Origin of the sequence: Citricoccus sp. NPDC055426, assembly GCF_040677445.1 — a bacterium.
Lineage (GTDB): Bacteria > Actinomycetota > Actinomycetes > Actinomycetales > Micrococcaceae > Citricoccus.
The window spans coordinates 564,846-579,928 of record NZ_JBFARZ010000001.1 but is presented as its reverse complement, the minus strand read 5'-3'; the positions used below and the strand labels follow the sequence as shown (position 1 = coordinate 579,928).

At 72.7% G+C, this 15,083-nt stretch carries 12 protein-coding genes and 1 pseudogene; 4 read left to right on the top strand and 9 right to left on the bottom strand.

The genetic code is table 11. The annotated features are described in order from the left end of the window. Positions 1–207 precede the first annotated feature (207 nt). A complete protein-coding gene (locus AB0K08_RS02635; RefSeq protein ID WP_363351365.1) occupies positions 208–1,587 on the top strand; it encodes an aspartate aminotransferase family protein in 1,380 nt (459 codons plus the stop codon). 36 nt (positions 1,588–1,623) lie between these two features. Here AB0K08_RS02635 and AB0K08_RS02630 read toward each other — a convergent pair whose 3' ends face one another. Both AB0K08_RS02630 and AB0K08_RS02625 read right to left on the bottom strand, forming a co-directional pair. After that, on the bottom strand, positions 1,624–2,133 hold the full coding sequence (locus AB0K08_RS02630) for a DUF6328 family protein (protein WP_363351363.1): 510 nt from the start codon (positions 2,131–2,133) through the stop codon (positions 1,624–1,626). Beyond that, a complete protein-coding gene (locus tag AB0K08_RS02625) occupies positions 2,130–4,778 on the bottom strand; it encodes an ATP-dependent DNA ligase (RefSeq protein ID WP_363351361.1) in 2,649 nt (882 codons plus the stop codon). Before AB0K08_RS02625 ends, AB0K08_RS02630 begins: the two co-directional genes overlap by 4 nt. A gap of 44 nt (positions 4,779–4,822) precedes the next feature. On the opposite strand from AB0K08_RS02625, the gene AB0K08_RS02620 reads away from it, so the two are divergent. Continuing rightward, positions 4,823–5,845, top strand: a complete 1,023-nt coding sequence (locus AB0K08_RS02620) for a Ku protein (protein WP_363351359.1) — start codon at positions 4,823–4,825, stop codon at positions 5,843–5,845. A gap of 32 nt (positions 5,846–5,877) precedes the next feature. Here the strand turns inward: AB0K08_RS02620 and AB0K08_RS02615 are convergent, their stop codons facing one another. Beyond that, positions 5,878–6,111, bottom strand: a complete 234-nt coding sequence (locus AB0K08_RS02615) for a hypothetical protein (protein ID WP_363351357.1) — start codon at positions 6,109–6,111, stop codon at positions 5,878–5,880. A gap of 57 nt (positions 6,112–6,168) precedes the next feature. Next, complete coding sequence (locus tag AB0K08_RS02610; protein WP_363351355.1) at positions 6,169–6,453, bottom strand: Rho termination factor N-terminal domain-containing protein; 285 nt, start codon at positions 6,451–6,453, stop codon at positions 6,169–6,171. Positions 6,454–6,705: 252 nt separating this feature from the next. On the opposite strand from AB0K08_RS02610, the pseudogene AB0K08_RS02605 reads away from it, so the two are divergent. Then, positions 6,706–7,875: pseudogene (locus AB0K08_RS02605) on the top strand (NRAMP family divalent metal transporter). Positions 7,876–7,880: 5 nt separating this feature from the next. Continuing rightward, complete coding sequence (locus AB0K08_RS02600; RefSeq protein ID WP_363351353.1) at positions 7,881–8,699, top strand: putative hydro-lyase; 819 nt, start codon at positions 7,881–7,883, stop codon at positions 8,697–8,699. Positions 8,700–8,732: 33 nt separating this feature from the next. Here the strand turns inward: AB0K08_RS02600 and AB0K08_RS02595 are convergent, their stop codons facing one another. The 5 genes from AB0K08_RS02595 to AB0K08_RS02575 all read right to left on the bottom strand — a co-directional run bounded on the left by AB0K08_RS02595 (position 8,733) and on the right by AB0K08_RS02575 (position 15,058). Continuing rightward, positions 8,733–9,440 carry a GntR family transcriptional regulator gene (locus tag AB0K08_RS02595; RefSeq protein ID WP_363351351.1) on the bottom strand — a complete coding sequence of 236 codons (708 nt, stop codon included), beginning with the start codon at positions 9,438–9,440 and terminating at the stop codon, positions 8,733–8,735. After that, positions 9,433–11,199, bottom strand: coding sequence for a biotin carboxylase N-terminal domain-containing protein (locus AB0K08_RS02590; RefSeq protein WP_363351850.1), 1,767 nt, complete (start codon positions 11,197–11,199; stop codon positions 9,433–9,435). The genes AB0K08_RS02595 and AB0K08_RS02590 overlap by 8 nt, the downstream gene beginning before the upstream one ends. A gap of 100 nt (positions 11,200–11,299) precedes the next feature. Next, positions 11,300–13,147, bottom strand: a complete 1,848-nt coding sequence (locus AB0K08_RS02585; RefSeq protein WP_363351349.1) for a carboxyltransferase domain-containing protein — start codon at positions 13,145–13,147, stop codon at positions 11,300–11,302. After that, entirely contained in the window at positions 13,144–13,920 is a 777-nt protein-coding gene (locus tag AB0K08_RS02580) for a 5-oxoprolinase subunit PxpA (RefSeq protein WP_363351347.1), read from the bottom strand. The genes AB0K08_RS02585 and AB0K08_RS02580 overlap by 4 nt, the downstream gene beginning before the upstream one ends. A gap of 94 nt (positions 13,921–14,014) precedes the next feature. Beyond that, positions 14,015–15,058: an NAD(P)-dependent alcohol dehydrogenase gene (locus tag AB0K08_RS02575; RefSeq protein ID WP_363351345.1), complete on the bottom strand. Its 1,044-nt coding sequence runs from the start codon at positions 15,056–15,058 to the stop codon at positions 14,015–14,017. Positions 15,059–15,083 lie beyond the last annotated feature (25 nt).

Below are 15,083 nucleotides of genomic sequence, written 5' to 3'. Positions count from 1 at the left end.
CATCATCTCCGGACCCCCGGCGCCCATGTCACCCGGTGACCGGGCCGGACGGCGACGGGCGACCCGGTCACCGTCCGGCCGGGTTCCCCGTTCGCAGGCCCGATCGGGCATGCTGGAGCCCAGTGGTGTCCTGCACCACACCGGATATCCGCACAGCCCGCAGGCCGCCGGCGCAGCCGCCGCCCGCCCCCAGCGTCAGGAGAGTCGATGACCATCCAGCCCGTGTCCCCGGACCCGTCCATCAGCCAGGACCTGCTGGCGGCCGGCCGCCAGGCCTACGACCTGGACCGTTCCCACGTGTTCCACTCGTGGAGCGCCCAGGGGGCCCTGGACCCGATGACGATCGTGAAGGCCGAGGGCTCCCATGTCTGGGACGGTCAGGGCCGGAGGATGATCGACTTCTCCTCCCAGATGATCAACACCAACATCGGCCACTCCCACCCGGCGGTGGTCTCCGCCATCCAGGAGCAGGCGGCGAAGATCGCCACCATCGCCCCCGCCCACGTCAACGACGCCCGCTCCGAGGCCGCCCGGCTCGTGGCGGAGCTGACCCCCGGGGACCTGGACCACGTGTTCTTCACCAATGCCGGCGCCGAGGCCGTGGAGCACGCCGTCCGCATGGCCCGCCTGCACACCGGCCGGCCCAAGGTCCTCTCGGCCTATCGCTCCTATCACGGCGGCACGGACCTGGCCATCAACGTGACCGGCAGCGCGAGGCGCTTCGCCTCGGATCGGGGCGCGGCCGGCGTCGCCCACTTCTTCCCGCCCTACCCCTACCGCAGCGCCTTCCATGCCGAGACCCCGGAGCAGGAGACCGAGCGCGCGCTGGATCACCTCGAGCAGGTCATCCAGCTGGAGGGCCCCGGCACGCTCGCCGCCGTGATCCTGGAATCCGTGCCGGGCACCGCCGGGATCTTCGTCCCGCCGGCCGGATACATGGAGGGGGTGCGGGAGCTGACCCGGAAATACGGGATCCTGTTCATCGCCGACGAGGTCATGGTGGGCTTCGGACGCACCGGCCGCTGGTTCGGGGTGGACCACTGGGGTGTCGAGCCGGACCTGCTGACCTTCGCCAAGGGCGTGAACTCCGGCTACGTGCCCCTCGGCGGCGTGGCGATCTCCGGGGAGGTCTACGCCACCTTCACCGACCGCGCCTACCCGGGCGGGCTGACCTACTCCGGCCACCCGCTGGCCTGCGCCGCCGCCGTGGCCACCATCAACGCCATGCAGGACGAGTCCATGGTGGCCAACGCCGCCCGGATCGGCACCGAGATCCTCGCCCCGCGCCTGCGTGAGCTGATGGGGAGCCACCGGTCCGTGGGAGACGTCCGCGGCCTCGGGGCCTTCTGGGCGGTCGAGCTGGTCAAGGACCGCACCACCAAGGAACCGATGGCGCCCTACGGCGGGGCCAGTGGCGAGATGGGCGCGCTGGCGGCAGAGTGCAAGAAGTTCGGGCTGCTGCCGTTCGTGAGCGAGAACCGCCTGCACATCGCCCCGCCGCTGAACACCCCGGACGAGGTCCTGCACGAGGGACTGGACATCCTGGACCAGGCGCTGGCGGTCGCCGACGAGCACGCCGCCGGCTGATCCCGCACCCTCCCCACAGCCCCCGGGGCCGCCCGCTCAGGGGGCGTCCGGGTGGAGCACCGGGGGCAGCACCACCAGCACGACCGCGATCACCACGGCCGTGGCCCCGGTGACCCACCACGCCCCCACCGGGTCCACGAGGGCATGGGCGATGAACGCCACGCAGCCGGCCAGCAGCAGCCCCATGCCCACCAGGCAGACCCGCACCACCCGGTGCCCCATCTGCACGGTGCGGTGCTTGAGGTGCTGGCCGAAGAAGCGCCGGTGGATCGCCACGGGCAGCAGCATCAGCACGGTCAGCAGGACGGCGGCGACCAGCAGCGCCACGTACCAGCCGATCAGGTCGCCGGCAAGGTCGTCGAACCGGGCCTGGAACGGCAGGGTCACCAAGAACGCGGTGACGATCTGCGTCCCGGTCTGCATCACCCGCAGCTCCTGGAGCAGGTCGTTCCAGTTGCGGTCCTGCTTCTCCCCGGCGGTCTCGCGCCGCAGGGCCCCGGTCTCGGGATCCCGGTTGTCCCCGTGCCCGTTCCCGTTCCCCGTCATTCCGTCTCCCACCGCACCTGGTCCGGCGACTTGTCCTCGCGCCAGCCGCGCCAGGCGGCCTGCCGGAGCCGGCCGGCGCGGGTCCTGCCCGCCAGAGAGACCTCGCCCACGAGCGAGGGCCGCACCCACCAGGCGTCCGCCCGGTCCTCGGCGGGGACGTCCCGGACCGGCGGGGTCTTGCGCTCGATCCGCCGCAGCCGGTCCTGCACCTGGCGCAGCTGCTCCGCCGAGAACCCGGTCCCCACCCGGCCGGCGTAGCTCAGCTGCCCCGACTCATCCGGCACGGCCACCAGCAGCGAACCGATCCCGCCGGCCCGGCCGCCCCTGCCGCGCCGGGCCCCGATCACCACCACCTCCTGGTGCTGCTCCAGCTTCAGCTTGATCCACGCGGCCCCGCGGCGGCCGGAGAGGTAGGTGGAGTCCGTCCGCTTGGCCACCACCCCCTCGAGCCGCAGCTCGCGGCTGGCCCGACGGGCCTGGGCCAGGGTGCCCCGGTGGCCCGGCGGCACCGCCACCACCTCCCCCTGCCCGACGGCGGCATCCAGGATCTCCCGACGCTCGCCATAGGCGGTGCGCAGCAGGGAGCGGACCCGCCGCGCCGGCACGCCGGGCGGCCCCAGCTGGAGGATGTCGAACACGAGGTACCGCAACTCGATCTCGTCGGCAGCGCGGCCCGACGGCCCAGACGGTCCGGGCCGCCCGGACCGGCGCCGCCCGCGGCTCGTGCGGCCGCTGGCCTCCTGCAGCAGGCCGAAATCGGGCCGCCCCGCATCGTCCAGGGCCACCAGTTCGCCGTCGAGGACCGCCCCGCCGCGCTCAGCGGCCTCGCCCGTGAGCAGCCCGGTGAGTTCCTCCAGGGCGGGGTAGTCCGCCGTGAGGTCCTTGCCGTTGCGGCTGGCCAGGACCAGCCGGCCGGGCGAGGCCCCGGCGATCAGCCGGTAACCGTCCCACTTCATCTCGTAGGACCAGTCCTCGTCCGCCGTGAGGTCGGCCGGCCGGCCGGCGGTCGCCAGCATGGGGGCGGGCAGGTCGGCCACGGTGAACGCCTGCTGATCAGCGGGGTCCGTGGCGGTGGTGGCGGTGGTCCGCCGGCCTGCTGCACGGGCCGGCGCCTTCGATGCGGGCCTGGCCCCGCCGGCCTCCGGCTGGTCCTTCATGAGGTGGATCAGCCAGTTCTTCTCCCCGCCCATCCCCGGCGCGTTGATCAGGGCGTAGCGCCGCGGCACGCCGCCCAGGCCGCCCTCCGGACGGCCGTGCAGCACGGCGATCACCTCCTGGCCCTCCCGCCACTTCTCGATCTCGATGGTCCCGGCGTCCCAGATGGTGACCTCGCCGGCCCCGTACTCTCCCTTCGCGATGGTGCCCTCGAAGGTGCCGTACTCCAGAGGGTGGTCCTCGGTCATCACGGCCAGCCGGTTGGCGTCCGTGTCCAGCGGCGGCCCCTTGGGCACGGCCCAGGAGACCAGCACCCCGGAATGCTCCAGCCGGAAGTCCCAGTGCAACCGGCGCGCGTGGTGTTCCTGGATGACGAAGGTCGGCGCCTCCCCCTCGGCGGCCTCCCGCGGCACCGGGGCGTCTTCCGGCACCGGTTCCGCGGTCTTGTTCGCATCCCGCATGGACCGGTACTTCGCGAGGCGGTCGACCGCATCGCCGGAGCCGGCGGCAGGGGAGCCGGCGGCAGCACCACCGTCGTCGGCAGTGTCCGGTGACGGGCCGGCGTCGCCCCCCTCGCCCTCATGCTCGCCGTCCGCCGGCGCCCAGCCCAGCGGTGCCAGCGGGTTAGTCCCGTCCGCGACCCGGCGGAGCACCTCCTCCAGCTCGAGGTGGCGCAGCCCCGGGTCCGCCAGCTCCTCCCACGTGCGTGGGGCCGCCACGGTGGGCCGGTCCCTGCCGCGCAGCGAGTAGGGTGCCACGGTGGTCTTGGAGCCGTTGTTCTGGCTCCAGTCCACGAACACCTTCCCCGTGCGGCTGGACTTGCGCATGCTCGAGACCACCGCGTCCGGGTGGTCGGCCTCCAGGGCCTTCGCCAGCTCGTGGGCGACCTGGCTGATGGCGTCCGCGTTGTGTGTCCCGTCCAGTCCGGCGTAGAGGTGGATGCCCTTGGAACCCGAGGTCACGGGGTAGGCCTGAAGCCCCATGTCCGCGAGGATCTCCCGGCACCAGCGGGCCACCTCGGCGCACTCGGCCAGTCCGGTGCCTTCCCCGGGGTCCAGGTCCAGCACCAGCCGGTCCGGGTTGCGGGGTTGGCCGTTGCGGCCGAAGCGCCACTGCGGGGTGTGCAGCTCCAACGCCGCCACCTGGGCGAACCACGCGAGCACCGCCGGCTCGTCGGCCAGCGGGTAGGTGTTGGTGTGGTCGGCGTGTGCCAGCCGTCCGACCGGGATCCAGGACGGGGCGGAGTCCTCGAGGTCCTTGCGGAAGAACACCTGCCCGGGGTGGTCCGCCGTGCCCACCCCGTCCACCCACCGCTTCCGGGTGACCGGCCGCCGGGCCACCTGGGGGATGAGGACGCCGGCCACTGCGAGGTAGTACTCCATGACCTCGGCCTTGGTGGTCCCCGTGGCCGGGTAGAGCACCTTGTCCAGGCTGGAGACGGAGAGCCTGCGTTGGCCGACGGTATAGGTCTGCCGTGCGGATCGTGCCATCTTAACCCTCCCGGAACAGGCCCAGACGGCCTAGGCTGACCGTCATGCGAGCCGTATGGTCTGGATCTATCACCTTTGGCCTGGTGAACGTCCCTGTCAAGGCGTATTCCGCGACGAAGCGGCATGACGTGTCCCTGCATCAGGTTCACGACGCCGACGGCGGGCGGATCCGCTACCAGCGCCGCTGCGAGGTGTGCGGCAAGAAGGTCGACTACGAGCACATCGACAAGGCCTACGAGGACGGCGAGCAGACGGTGGTGCTCACGGACGAGGACTTCGAGGCCCTGCCGGAGACGCAGAACGATGAGATCGAGGTGGTCCAGTTCGTCCCCTCGGACCAGATCGATCCCCTCACCCTCGGCAAGAGCTACTTCCTGGAGCCGCAGGGCAAGTCCCCGAAGTCCTACCTGCTGCTGCGGCAGGCGCTCCAGGACACCGAGCGCACGGCCGTGGTGACCTTCGCGCTGCGCCAGAAGACCCGCCTGGGGGTGCTGCGGGTCCAGGACGCCGTCCTGGTGCTGCAGGCCATCCGGTGGGCGGACGAGGTCCGCGAGGTGGACTTCCCCGCCACCCGGTCCCGGGCGAAGATCGGCGCCAAGGAGAAGAAGCTGGCGGCGGCCCTGGTGGACCAGTTCGCTTCCGACTTCACGCCGGAGGACTTCGAGGACTCCTATCAGGTGGAGCTGCGTCAGCTGATCGACGCCAAGCTCGAGCAGGGTGAGGCGCTGGACACCGAGGCGACCTTCGGCAAGGCTCCGGAGGACGCCGACGGGGAGGGCGAGGACGCCGAGGTGATCGACCTGATGCAGGCGCTCAAGGCCTCGCTGGACAAGAAGCGGGGCGGCCGCAAGACGACGGGCCGGGGATCATCCTCCGGTTCCACCGCGGGCTCGAAGAAGACCGGGTCGGCCAAGGGCGCGTCCACAACGGGCGGGTCCCAGAAGAAGAAGACCGCCTCGAAGAAATCTGCTCCAACGAATAACGCGTCCCAGAAGACCGCCTCGAAGAAGTCCACCTCTCCGAAGAACGCGCCCAAGAAGACTGGCACCCGCCGCAAGAGCGCCTGACGTGCGGCGCGGTCTGCCCTGCGGCGCAGGGCCTAGGCGCGGTCGGTCACCTCGGGTTCGCCGGCCATGCGGGCACAGTTCGCGCAACAGTACATCGAGGTGCCGACCTCGACCCCGTGGCCCAGGATCCGGCACCCGCAGTGGCTGCACTCCGGCGCCATGGCGTGCGCGGCGCACTCGAAGCTGTCGAAGACGCCGGTGCGCTCACCCTGGGACACGGTGATCGGCTTGTCATACTCGTTGCCACAGACATCACAGGTGGCCATGACGATTCTCCTTCTCGATCTCTGCTTCTGTCTCCGCCGCGCGGCGACTGCCGCGGGCTAGTGGTTGCGCAGCTTCTTGATCAGCTCGTCCTTCTTCAGGTCCGAGTAGCCCTCGAGGTCCAACTCCCTGGCACGGTCCTTGAGTTCCTCGACCGTCCAGTCCTCATAGGACCCGGACTCCCCGCCGCGCTCGCCCACCTCGGAGCGGCCGTCCCGGTTGGCGGCGTTGGAGATGCGCGCGGCCTTCTCCTTGCTGGCACCGTCCTCGCGGAGGGCCTCGTACATCTCCTCATCCTTGATCTGGGGTGCGTCGGATTCCTGGGATTGCTTCTTCGTGGCCATGCGCCCAGTGTGGACCCCACCGCGGGACCTCTTCAAGGCACCCCTGCCACCCCACCCACCGCGCCGCCATCATTGTTGAACAATCTCTTGCGCGGATTGTTCAACAACCGGTAGTGTTCCCCGAGACCCGTCCAGTGATGCCCGTCACGTCTTCCCCGCGAGGAACCCATGCAGGAGCCAGCACAGACCCAGGACGCTACGTCCCCACGGACGCGGCGGACCAGACGGCCGAGGAGCGCGCACCGGACGGCCCTGCTGGGGGCCATGTTCCTGATGGCCACGAGCGCCATCGGCCCGGGCTTCATCACGCAGACCACCACGTTCACGGTCCAGCTCGGGGCGGCCTTCGCCTTCGCCATCCTGGTCTCGATCCTCGTGGACATCGCCGTGCAGCTGAACGTCTGGCGGGTCATCGGGGTCTCGGGCCTGCGCGCCCAGGAGCTGGGCAACAAGGTCCTGCCCGGCATCGGCTGGCTGCTCTCGGCCCTCGTGTTCGTGGGCGGGGCCATCTTCAACATCGGCAACATCGCCGGCACCGGCCTGGGCGCCAACGCCATGCTCGGCGTGGACCCCAAGATCGGCGGCGCGGTCTCCGCCGTCATCGCCATCCTCATCTTCCTGTCCAAGAGGGCCGGCATGGCCCTGGACCGGATCGTGGTGATGCTCGGCGCCGTCATGATCCTGCTCATGCTCTACGTGGCCATCGTGGCCGCCCCACCGGTCGGGGAGGCCCTGAAGAACACCGTCATGCCGGAGACGGTGGACTTCCTGGTCATCACCACCCTGGTGGGCGGGACGGTCGGCGGCTACATCACCTACGCCGGCGCGCACCGCATGATCGATTAGGGCGTCCGCGGCCCGGACGCCGTCCGCGAGATCACCGGGACCTCCATCCTGGGCATCATCGTCACCGGCATCATGCGCGTGCTGCTCTTCCTCGCCATCCTCGGCGTGGTGGCCGGCGGCGTGGCCCTGACCAGTGACAACCAGGCCGCCGAGGCCTTCCAGCACGCCGCCGGCGAGATCGGGCTGCGCATGTTCGGCGTCATCCTCTGGGCCGCCGCCGTCACCTCGGTGATCGGCGCCTCCTACACCTCGGTCTCCTTCATCACGAGAACGGACGGCAGCCCCCGCCGCCGGAACCTGCTCACGGTCGGGTTCATCGCCGTGTGCGCGGTGGTCTACATGTTCCTGGGGCAGGCACCGCAGACCCTGCTGGTCTTCGCCGGCGCCTTCAACGGCCTGATCCTGCCCATCGGCTTCGCCGTGCTGCTGTGGGTCGCCATCCGCCGCAGGGACCTGCTCCACGGGTACCACTATCCGGTCTGGCTCATCGTGATCGGAGTGGCCGTGTGGCTGGTCACCGTGTTCCTGGCCGTCATCTCCTTCGCGCCCGCCATCGACCTGATCACGGGGGGCTGATCAGCATGCCGACCCCGCACGAGACCCAGCACACGACCCCGCCGGACCTCGCGGCCCTGTCCCCCGCCGACGCCCGGGCGCGCTTCCGCGCTGGACTGGTGCGGCCGACGTCGGGCGTCTCGGCGGGATTCGCACAGGCGAACCTGATCATCGTCCCGAAGTCCCACGCCTTCGACCTGCTGCTGTTCGCCCAGCGCAACCCCAAGCCGATGCCCCTGCTGGGCGTGCTCGACGCCGGCCAGGTCACCTCGGGCCTGCTCGCCGGCGGGGACATCCGCACGGACGTGCCGAAGTACGTGGTCTACGAGGACGGGGTGCCGGTGGCCGAGCCCACGGACATCACGGGCCACTGGCGCCAGGACCTGGTCACGTTCATCGTGGGCTGCTCCTTCACCTTCGAGGCCGCCCTGGTGGCCGGCGGCGTCCCGGTGGCCCACCAGGAGCAGGGCGTCAACGTGCCCATGTACCGCACCTCCATCCGGTGCGCCCCGGCCGGGGAGATCGCCGGCCCGCTCGTGGTCTCGATGCGCCCGGTCCCCGCCTCGCAGGTCGCGGACGCCGTGCGCATCACCTCGCGCTACCCGGCCGTCCACGGGGCCCCGGTGCACGTGGGGGCTCCCGGCGAGCTCGGGATCACGGACCTCTCCGCCCCGGACTTCGGCGACCCCGTGCGGATCCCGGACGGCCACCTCCCCGTGTTCTGGGCCTGCGGCGTGACCCCGCAGGCCGCCGTCATGGAGTCCCGGCCCCCGCTGGCGATCGGGCACGCCCCGGGACATATGCTCATCACCGACGCCCGGGACGCCGATTACCTGGTGCCGTGACGCCCTGAGGCTGCGGACACCGGGCCGCGACCGTCAGCGACCCCAGCGCCGCAGGTGGTCCAGCAGCTCGCCCTCGGCTGTGTCCAGGTAGGCGCGCAGCGCCGTGGCCGCCTTCTCGCGCCGGCCGGCCCGCAGCAGCTCCACGAGGTCCCGGTTCCGCTCGGCGTAGGCCGTGTGGAAATCGGGGGCATCGGACATCCGGTTGAACACTAGGCGCATCCGCGCGAGCGTCTGGTCCATGACGGTGGACAGGGTCGGGGAGCCGGCCAGGGAGACCACCGCACCGTGGAGCTGCTGGTTGGCGTCCGCCATCCCGGGCACGTCCCCGGCCTCCAGCGCGGCGACGGCGCGCCCCACGATCTCCTCCAGCCCGGCCAGCGCCGGCTCCGTCAGCTCGCCCCAGAGCAGGGCGGCCGGCTCGATCATGCGGCGGACCCGGTAGATCTCGCGGACGTCCTCCGCCTCCGGCTTGGCCACGAAGACCCCCCGGTTGGGCACCCGCTCCACGATCGACTCCGCGCTCAGCGTGCCGAAGGCCTCCCGCAGGGTGTTCCGGGAGACGTCCAGCTGCTCGGCCAGCGCCTGTTCGGCCAGCTTGGTGCCCGGCGGTAGTTCGCCGGCCGAGATCCGTTCCCGCAGGACCTGGGCCAGCCAGGGGCCGGTGTGGGCGTGTGCGGCGGGACGGGCGCGGGCCGCGGCCGTGGTGCCGGGTGGGCCCTGGGCCTCGGTGCCCTCAGCCAAGGGTGCCCAGCTCCTGCCCGCGGGTGACCTGGTCGCCGGCCTCGAGCCCGGCGCGGGAGAAGACCCCCGCCGCCGGCGAGGGCACCGCGGTCTCCATCTTCATCGCCTCCAGCACCACGAGGTCCTGCCCCGCGGTCACCTCGACGCCGTCCGGCACGAGCCACTTCACCACGGTGCCGTTCATCGGAGCGGGCACGACGCCGGCCCCGGCACCTTCCGCGGCGGGTGCGCCGCCGCCGTCGGGCCCGGTTCCCTCCCCGTCCCCCGCGCCGGACGCGCCGCCACCGCTGCGCAGCGCGCGCACCAGCTCGGCGGGCAGCCCGAGGCTGACGGCCCGGCCGTCCACCGTGACCGTCAGCTCGGTGCGCTCGGCCCCCGGGGCGGCCGCCGCGAGGTGGGGCGAGGCCTCCAGGTCGGGGGCGAAGGCGGACTCGATCCAGGTCGTGTGGACGCCGAGCCCGTCCGGGGAGGTGAAGTCCGCGTGGTCCAGCACGGCCCGGTGGAACGGGACCACGGTCGGCAGGCCGCGGATGGACAGCTCGTCCAGGGCCACGCGGGCCCGCCGGATCGCCTGTTGCCGGTCCTCCCCCCAGACGATCAGCTTGGCCAACAGGGAGTCGTACTCGGCGGGCACCGTGAAGCCGGAGCGCACCCCGGTGTCCACGCGCACCCCGGCGCCCGTGGGGGCCTCGAAGGACTCCACGGTCCCCGGGGTGGGCAGGAAGCCCAGGGCTGGGTCCTCCGCGTTGAGCCGGAACTCGACAGCGTGCCCGCGCGGGGCGGGGTCCTCGGTCAGGGTGAGCCGCTCCCCCGCGGCGATGCGGAACTGCTCCCGGACCAGGTCCACCCCGGTGGTCTCCTCGGTGACGGGGTGCTCCACCTGCAGGCGCGTGTTCACCTCGAGGAAGGAGATCAGCCCGTCCGGGGCCACCAGGTACTCGACCGTGCCGGCACCGGTGTACCCGGCCTCCCGGCAGATCGCCCGGGCGGAGGCGTGGATGCGATCGCGCTGCTCGGAGGTCAGGAAGGGCGCGGGGGCCTCCTCGACGAGCTTCTGGTTGCGCCGCTGCAGGGAGCAGTCGCGCGTGCCGACCACCACCACCGTGCCGTGGGTGTCCGCCAGCACCTGCGCCTCCACGTGCCGGGGCCTCTCCAGGAACCGCTCCACGAAGCACTCCCCGCGTCCGAACGCCGCCACGGCCTCCCGCACGGCCGATTCGAACGCGGACTCGATGTCCTCCATCCGGTGCACGATCTTCATGCCCCGTCCGCCCCCGCCGAAGGCGGCCTTGATGGCCACCGGCAGGCCGTGTTCCTCGGCGAACTCCCGCACCGCGGTGGCGTCCTCGGCCGGCCCGTCCGTGCCGGGGACCAGCGGTGCCCCGGCGGCCACGGCGATCCGCCGGGCGGAGACCTTGTCCCCGAGCGCGCGGATCGCCTCGGGCGAGGGCCCGATCCAGGTCAGCCCGGCCTCGAGCACGGCCTGGGCGAAGTCCGCATTCTCGGACAGGAAGCCGTAGCCGGGGTGGACCGCGTCCGCGCCGGAGCGCCGGGCCACGTCCAGCAGCTTGCCGATGTCCAGGTACGTCTCGGCGGCCGAGCTGCCGCCCAGGGCGTAGGCCTCGTCCGCGCGGCGCACGTGCAGCGCGTCCGCGTCCGGATCCGAGTAGACCGCCACGGAGGCCAGCCGGGCGTCGATGCAGGCGCGGGCCACGCGCACCGCGATCTCCCCCCGGTTGGCGATCAGGACCTTGCGCAGCGGCCGGGCCGGCTGCTTGCCGTCCGCGCCGCCCGACCGGCTGTCCGTCAGGCTCTCGGCCGGACGGGATGCGTTCTCATTCGGGTGCTCGGTCATCGGGTCAGTCCTCTCGGGTCCGGGGCTCGTCAGGGGCGTCAATGATCTCCGGACCGTCCGGGCCGTCCGGGTCTGTCAGTTCGAAGCGGACCACCGCCCCGGGCGGCAGCTGCGCCGCGAGGGTCAGGTCCGGCGGCACCACGACCCCGATCACGGGATAGCCGCCGGTGACCGGGTGGTCCGCTAGGAACACCACCGGCAGCCCGGAGGGCGGGACCTGCAGCGCCCCGGCCACGGCCCCCTCGCTGGCCAGCTCGCCGTCCCGGATCCGCTCCAGCGGGGCGCCGGCGGACTCATCGGACACCTCCAGCCGCACCCCGATCCGGTTCGACTGGTGGCCGACCCGCCAGTCCTGGCCGGTCAGCCGCTCCAGACCGGCGGCCCCGAACCAGTCGTCCCGCGGCCCGGGGCTCACGCGGAGCGTGGTGGTGGCTCCCGGGCGCGGCATCGGCCGCAGCGGCGGTTCGGGGTTCCCGACGGCCGGTCCGACGGCGCCTCCGCCGAGCCCCACCTCGGATCCCACGCCGGACCCCGCGCCGGATCCCACGCCGGATCCGCGGCGCACCGGAACCCGGCTGCCCGCGGCCAGCGGCGCGGGCCCGAGCCCGGACAGGGTGTCCGTGGAGCGGCTGCCGAGCTCCACGGGGGCCTCCAGCCCGCCCCGCACGGCCACGTAGGTGCGCAGCCCGGCGTCCGGTTCGCCGATCGTCAGGACCTCACCGTCGTAGAGGGCGAAGGGGGTGCGGGCCGGCGCGGGGCGGTCGGCGGGCGCCCCGGGCTCCGCCGCGGCGCTGCGGGCAGCGGCGGTGCGGGCAGCGGTGGTGCCGGCGGTCGAGGTGATGCGGGCGGTGCCCTCCGCCCCGGCGAGCGCGATCACGTGGTGCCCCCTGGCGCGCAGGGTCAGCCCGCCGAGCAGGGTCTCGATGACCGCCGCGTCCGGGGCGTTGCCCACGATCCGGTTGGCCTGCCGCGCCGAGTTCGCATCGGCGGCCCCCGCCGCGGGGACTCCGAGGTCGCCGCGCCCGGCCCGGCCGAGGTCCTGCACCAGCGACTGCAGTCCGGGGTGTTCCACGTCCAGCGCGGGCCCGGGGGTGGCCGCGGTCGGATCGTCGGCGGTGGCCTCGGGGTCAGCCGGCACGCCGGCCCGCCCGGGCTGGGTGGCCCCGGCCGGCGTCGTGCCCTCGTCCTGACGTCCCGGCTCCCCGCCGGCCCGCACCGAGACGAGCTCGCGGACGGCGCGGTAGCGGACCCGGTCTCCGGGGGTCACGAGCGCTGGCGATTCACGGTCCAGATCCCACAGGGTGGCGCCGGTGCGGCCGATCAGCTGCCAGCCGCCCGGGGAGGTGCGCGGGTAGACGGCGGAGAACCGTCCGGCGATCGCCACGGATCCGGCCGGGACCGCGGTGCGCGGGCTGGCCCGGCGCCCGATGTCCCGCGCCACGCCGGGGTCCGCGGGGGCCGCGTAGATGAAGCCCGGGGCGAAGCCACCGAAGGCGCCGACCCACGAGGTCTCGGTGTGCCAGCGGACGAGGGCTTCGGGACTCAGCCCGGTCATGGCGCCCACGTCCGAGAGGTCCTCGCCGTCGTAGACCACCTCGATCTCCACGAGGCGCCCCTCTGCGAGGTCGCCCTCGGCCACCTCCCAGTGCCGGACCGCCTGGGCCCCGGCCACGGCGGCGGCCCGGTGCGTGAAGGACAGCGCCACCGTCTCCGCGGCGGCCAGGGCCTGCACCTGGCCGGGCAGCGGCTCGGCCACGAGCCGGGCGTGCAGGGCCACCACCTCGCCCAGCGAGGCGCATTCCACCAGGAACGCGCGCGGGCCGGACCAGCGGATCCGGCGGCCGCCGCTCATACGAACGCACCGATCCGCACGCCGGCCTCCTCCAGCCCGGCGCGGACGGCGGCCGCCATGGCCACCGCGCCGGGGGTGTCGCTGTGGACGCAGATGCTGGCGGCCTCCACCCGGAGATCCGTGCCGTCCACGGCGGTCAGGACCCCCTCGGTGGCCAACCGGACCATGCGCCGCGCCACCTCGTGCTCGTCCTGCAACACGGCCCCGGCCTCGCGGCGGGAGACCAGGGTGCCCTCGGGGGTGTAGGCGCGGTCGGCGAAGGCCTCGGTCACCACGCGCAGCCCCTTGCCCGCGGCGATCTCCGCAGCCACGGACCCGGGCAGCAGGAGCAGGGGCAGCTCCGGGTTGAACGCCTTGACGGCGTCCACCACGGCCCGGGCATGCTCGGTGTGGTGGACGATCGCGTTGTAGAGGGCGCCGTGCGGCTTGACGTAGCGGACGGCGGTCCCAGAGGCGCGGGCCACCGCCTCGAGGGCGCCGATCTGGTACAGCACGTCGTCCGCCAGCTCGGTGGGAGAGCAGTCCAGGAACCGGCGGCCGAAGCCGGCCAGGTCGCGGTAGGACACGTGGGCGCCCACTGTGATGCCGGCGGCCACGGCGTCCCGGCAGGTCCGGGCGATGATCGAGGGGTCCCCGCCGTGGAAGCCGCAGGCGACGTTGGCCGAGGAGACCGAGCGGAAGATCGCGGCGTCATCGCCCATCGTGTACGAGCCGAAGGACTCGCCGACGTCACTGTTCAGGTCGATCCGGGCCGTGCCGTGTACTGCATTCACTCGAGGTGGCCTCCGTCTCATCCGTGGTCACCCCAGCATGCACCACGGGAGCCGATTGTTCAACAATCCACTCCCGTGGTGCAGCGCAAAGCCGTCAGGCGTGGGGCACGACGACGGCCCGGCCGGAGATCTTCCCGTCCACCAGTGCCTGGTAGGCCTCGAGGGCCCGGTCCATGGGGTAGGTGGTGTACATCGGCTCCAGCTGGCCGGCCCGGTACAGGTCGACCACCTCGTGCAGCTCCTCGATGGTGCCCCAGTAGGTGCTGGTCAGCTCCACCTCGTAGGGGGCGGTGAAGAAGGACCAGTCGTAGGAGCCTCCGGCGATCCCCACGATGGTGCAGCGGCCCTGGCGGGCCGTGGAGTCCATGGCCGTCTTCACGGTGGGCGCCACCCCCACGAAGTCGAAGGCCGCGTCCACGCCCTGGCCGCCGGTGATCTCGCGGATCCGCTCGACCTGCCCCTCGCCGCCGGGCACCGTGACGGCGCCGAGCCTCTCGGCCTCGGCCATCGCCTCCGGCTTCATGTCCGTGGCGATCACGGTGGCCCCGGTGAGGGCCTTGAGGATCTGCACGCCGAGCAGGCCCAGCCCGCCCAGGCCGATGACCAGGGCGTACTTGCCGCCGCCGTTCAGGTGCGGCAGGGCCAGCTTGATGGCGTGGTACGGGGTCAGTCCGGCGTCGGCCAGGGAGGCGGCGGCCACCGGGTCGGCGTCACCCAAGGGCACCAGGTTGCGGGCCGGCACGCGCACGTATTCGGCCATGCCGCCATCCCGCCCGAGCCCGACCCCCATGTAGGGCATGGTGGCGGCGTTCTCGCAGTAGGTGTCCTGGCCGCGGGAGCAGGCGCGGCAGTGCTGGCACCCGACGGGCCCGTAGACGAGGTAGGCGTCCCCCTGGGTCAGGCCCTCCACGCCGGGGCCGAGCTCCTCGATCCAGCCCGAGTTCTCGTGCCCCAGGGTGAACTCCGGCTTCTGGGCGCCCGGGGCGCCCTCCGTGAAGTCCTGGAAGATCGCGACGTCGGAGTGGCAGGCCCCCGCGCCGGCCACCTTGAGCAGGACCTCACCGGGGCCGGGAACCGGTTTCTCGACGTCCTTGAGCACGGGGAAGGTCTGGTAGTTCTCGAATACGACTGCACGCATGGCAATACTCCTAGAGATGGGGTGA

What these genes read in the sequence shown, in the direction of transcription:
- AB0K08_RS02585 (WP_363351349.1), bottom strand. Translation starts at nt 13,147, where the DNA reads ATGAGCGGCGGCCGCCGGATCCGCTGGTCCGGCCCGCGCGCGTTCCTG.
- AB0K08_RS02600 (WP_363351353.1), top strand. Translation starts at nt 7,881, where the DNA reads ATGCCGACCCCGCACGAGACCCAGCACACGACCCCGCCGGACCTCGCG.
- AB0K08_RS02635 (WP_363351365.1), top strand. Translation starts at nt 208, where the DNA reads ATGACCATCCAGCCCGTGTCCCCGGACCCGTCCATCAGCCAGGACCTG.
- AB0K08_RS02610 (WP_363351355.1), bottom strand. Translation starts at nt 6,453, where the DNA reads ATGGCCACGAAGAAGCAATCCCAGGAATCCGACGCACCCCAGATCAAG.
- AB0K08_RS02575 (WP_363351345.1), bottom strand. Translation starts at nt 15,058, where the DNA reads ATGCGTGCAGTCGTATTCGAGAACTACCAGACCTTCCCCGTGCTCAAG.
- AB0K08_RS02615 (WP_363351357.1), bottom strand. Translation starts at nt 6,111, where the DNA reads ATGGCCACCTGTGATGTCTGTGGCAACGAGTATGACAAGCCGATCACC.
- AB0K08_RS02630 (WP_363351363.1), bottom strand. Translation starts at nt 2,133, where the DNA reads ATGACGGGGAACGGGAACGGGCACGGGGACAACCGGGATCCCGAGACC.
- AB0K08_RS02620 (WP_363351359.1), top strand. Translation starts at nt 4,823, where the DNA reads ATGCGAGCCGTATGGTCTGGATCTATCACCTTTGGCCTGGTGAACGTC.
- AB0K08_RS02625 (WP_363351361.1), bottom strand. Translation starts at nt 4,778, where the DNA reads ATGGCACGATCCGCACGGCAGACCTATACCGTCGGCCAACGCAGGCTC.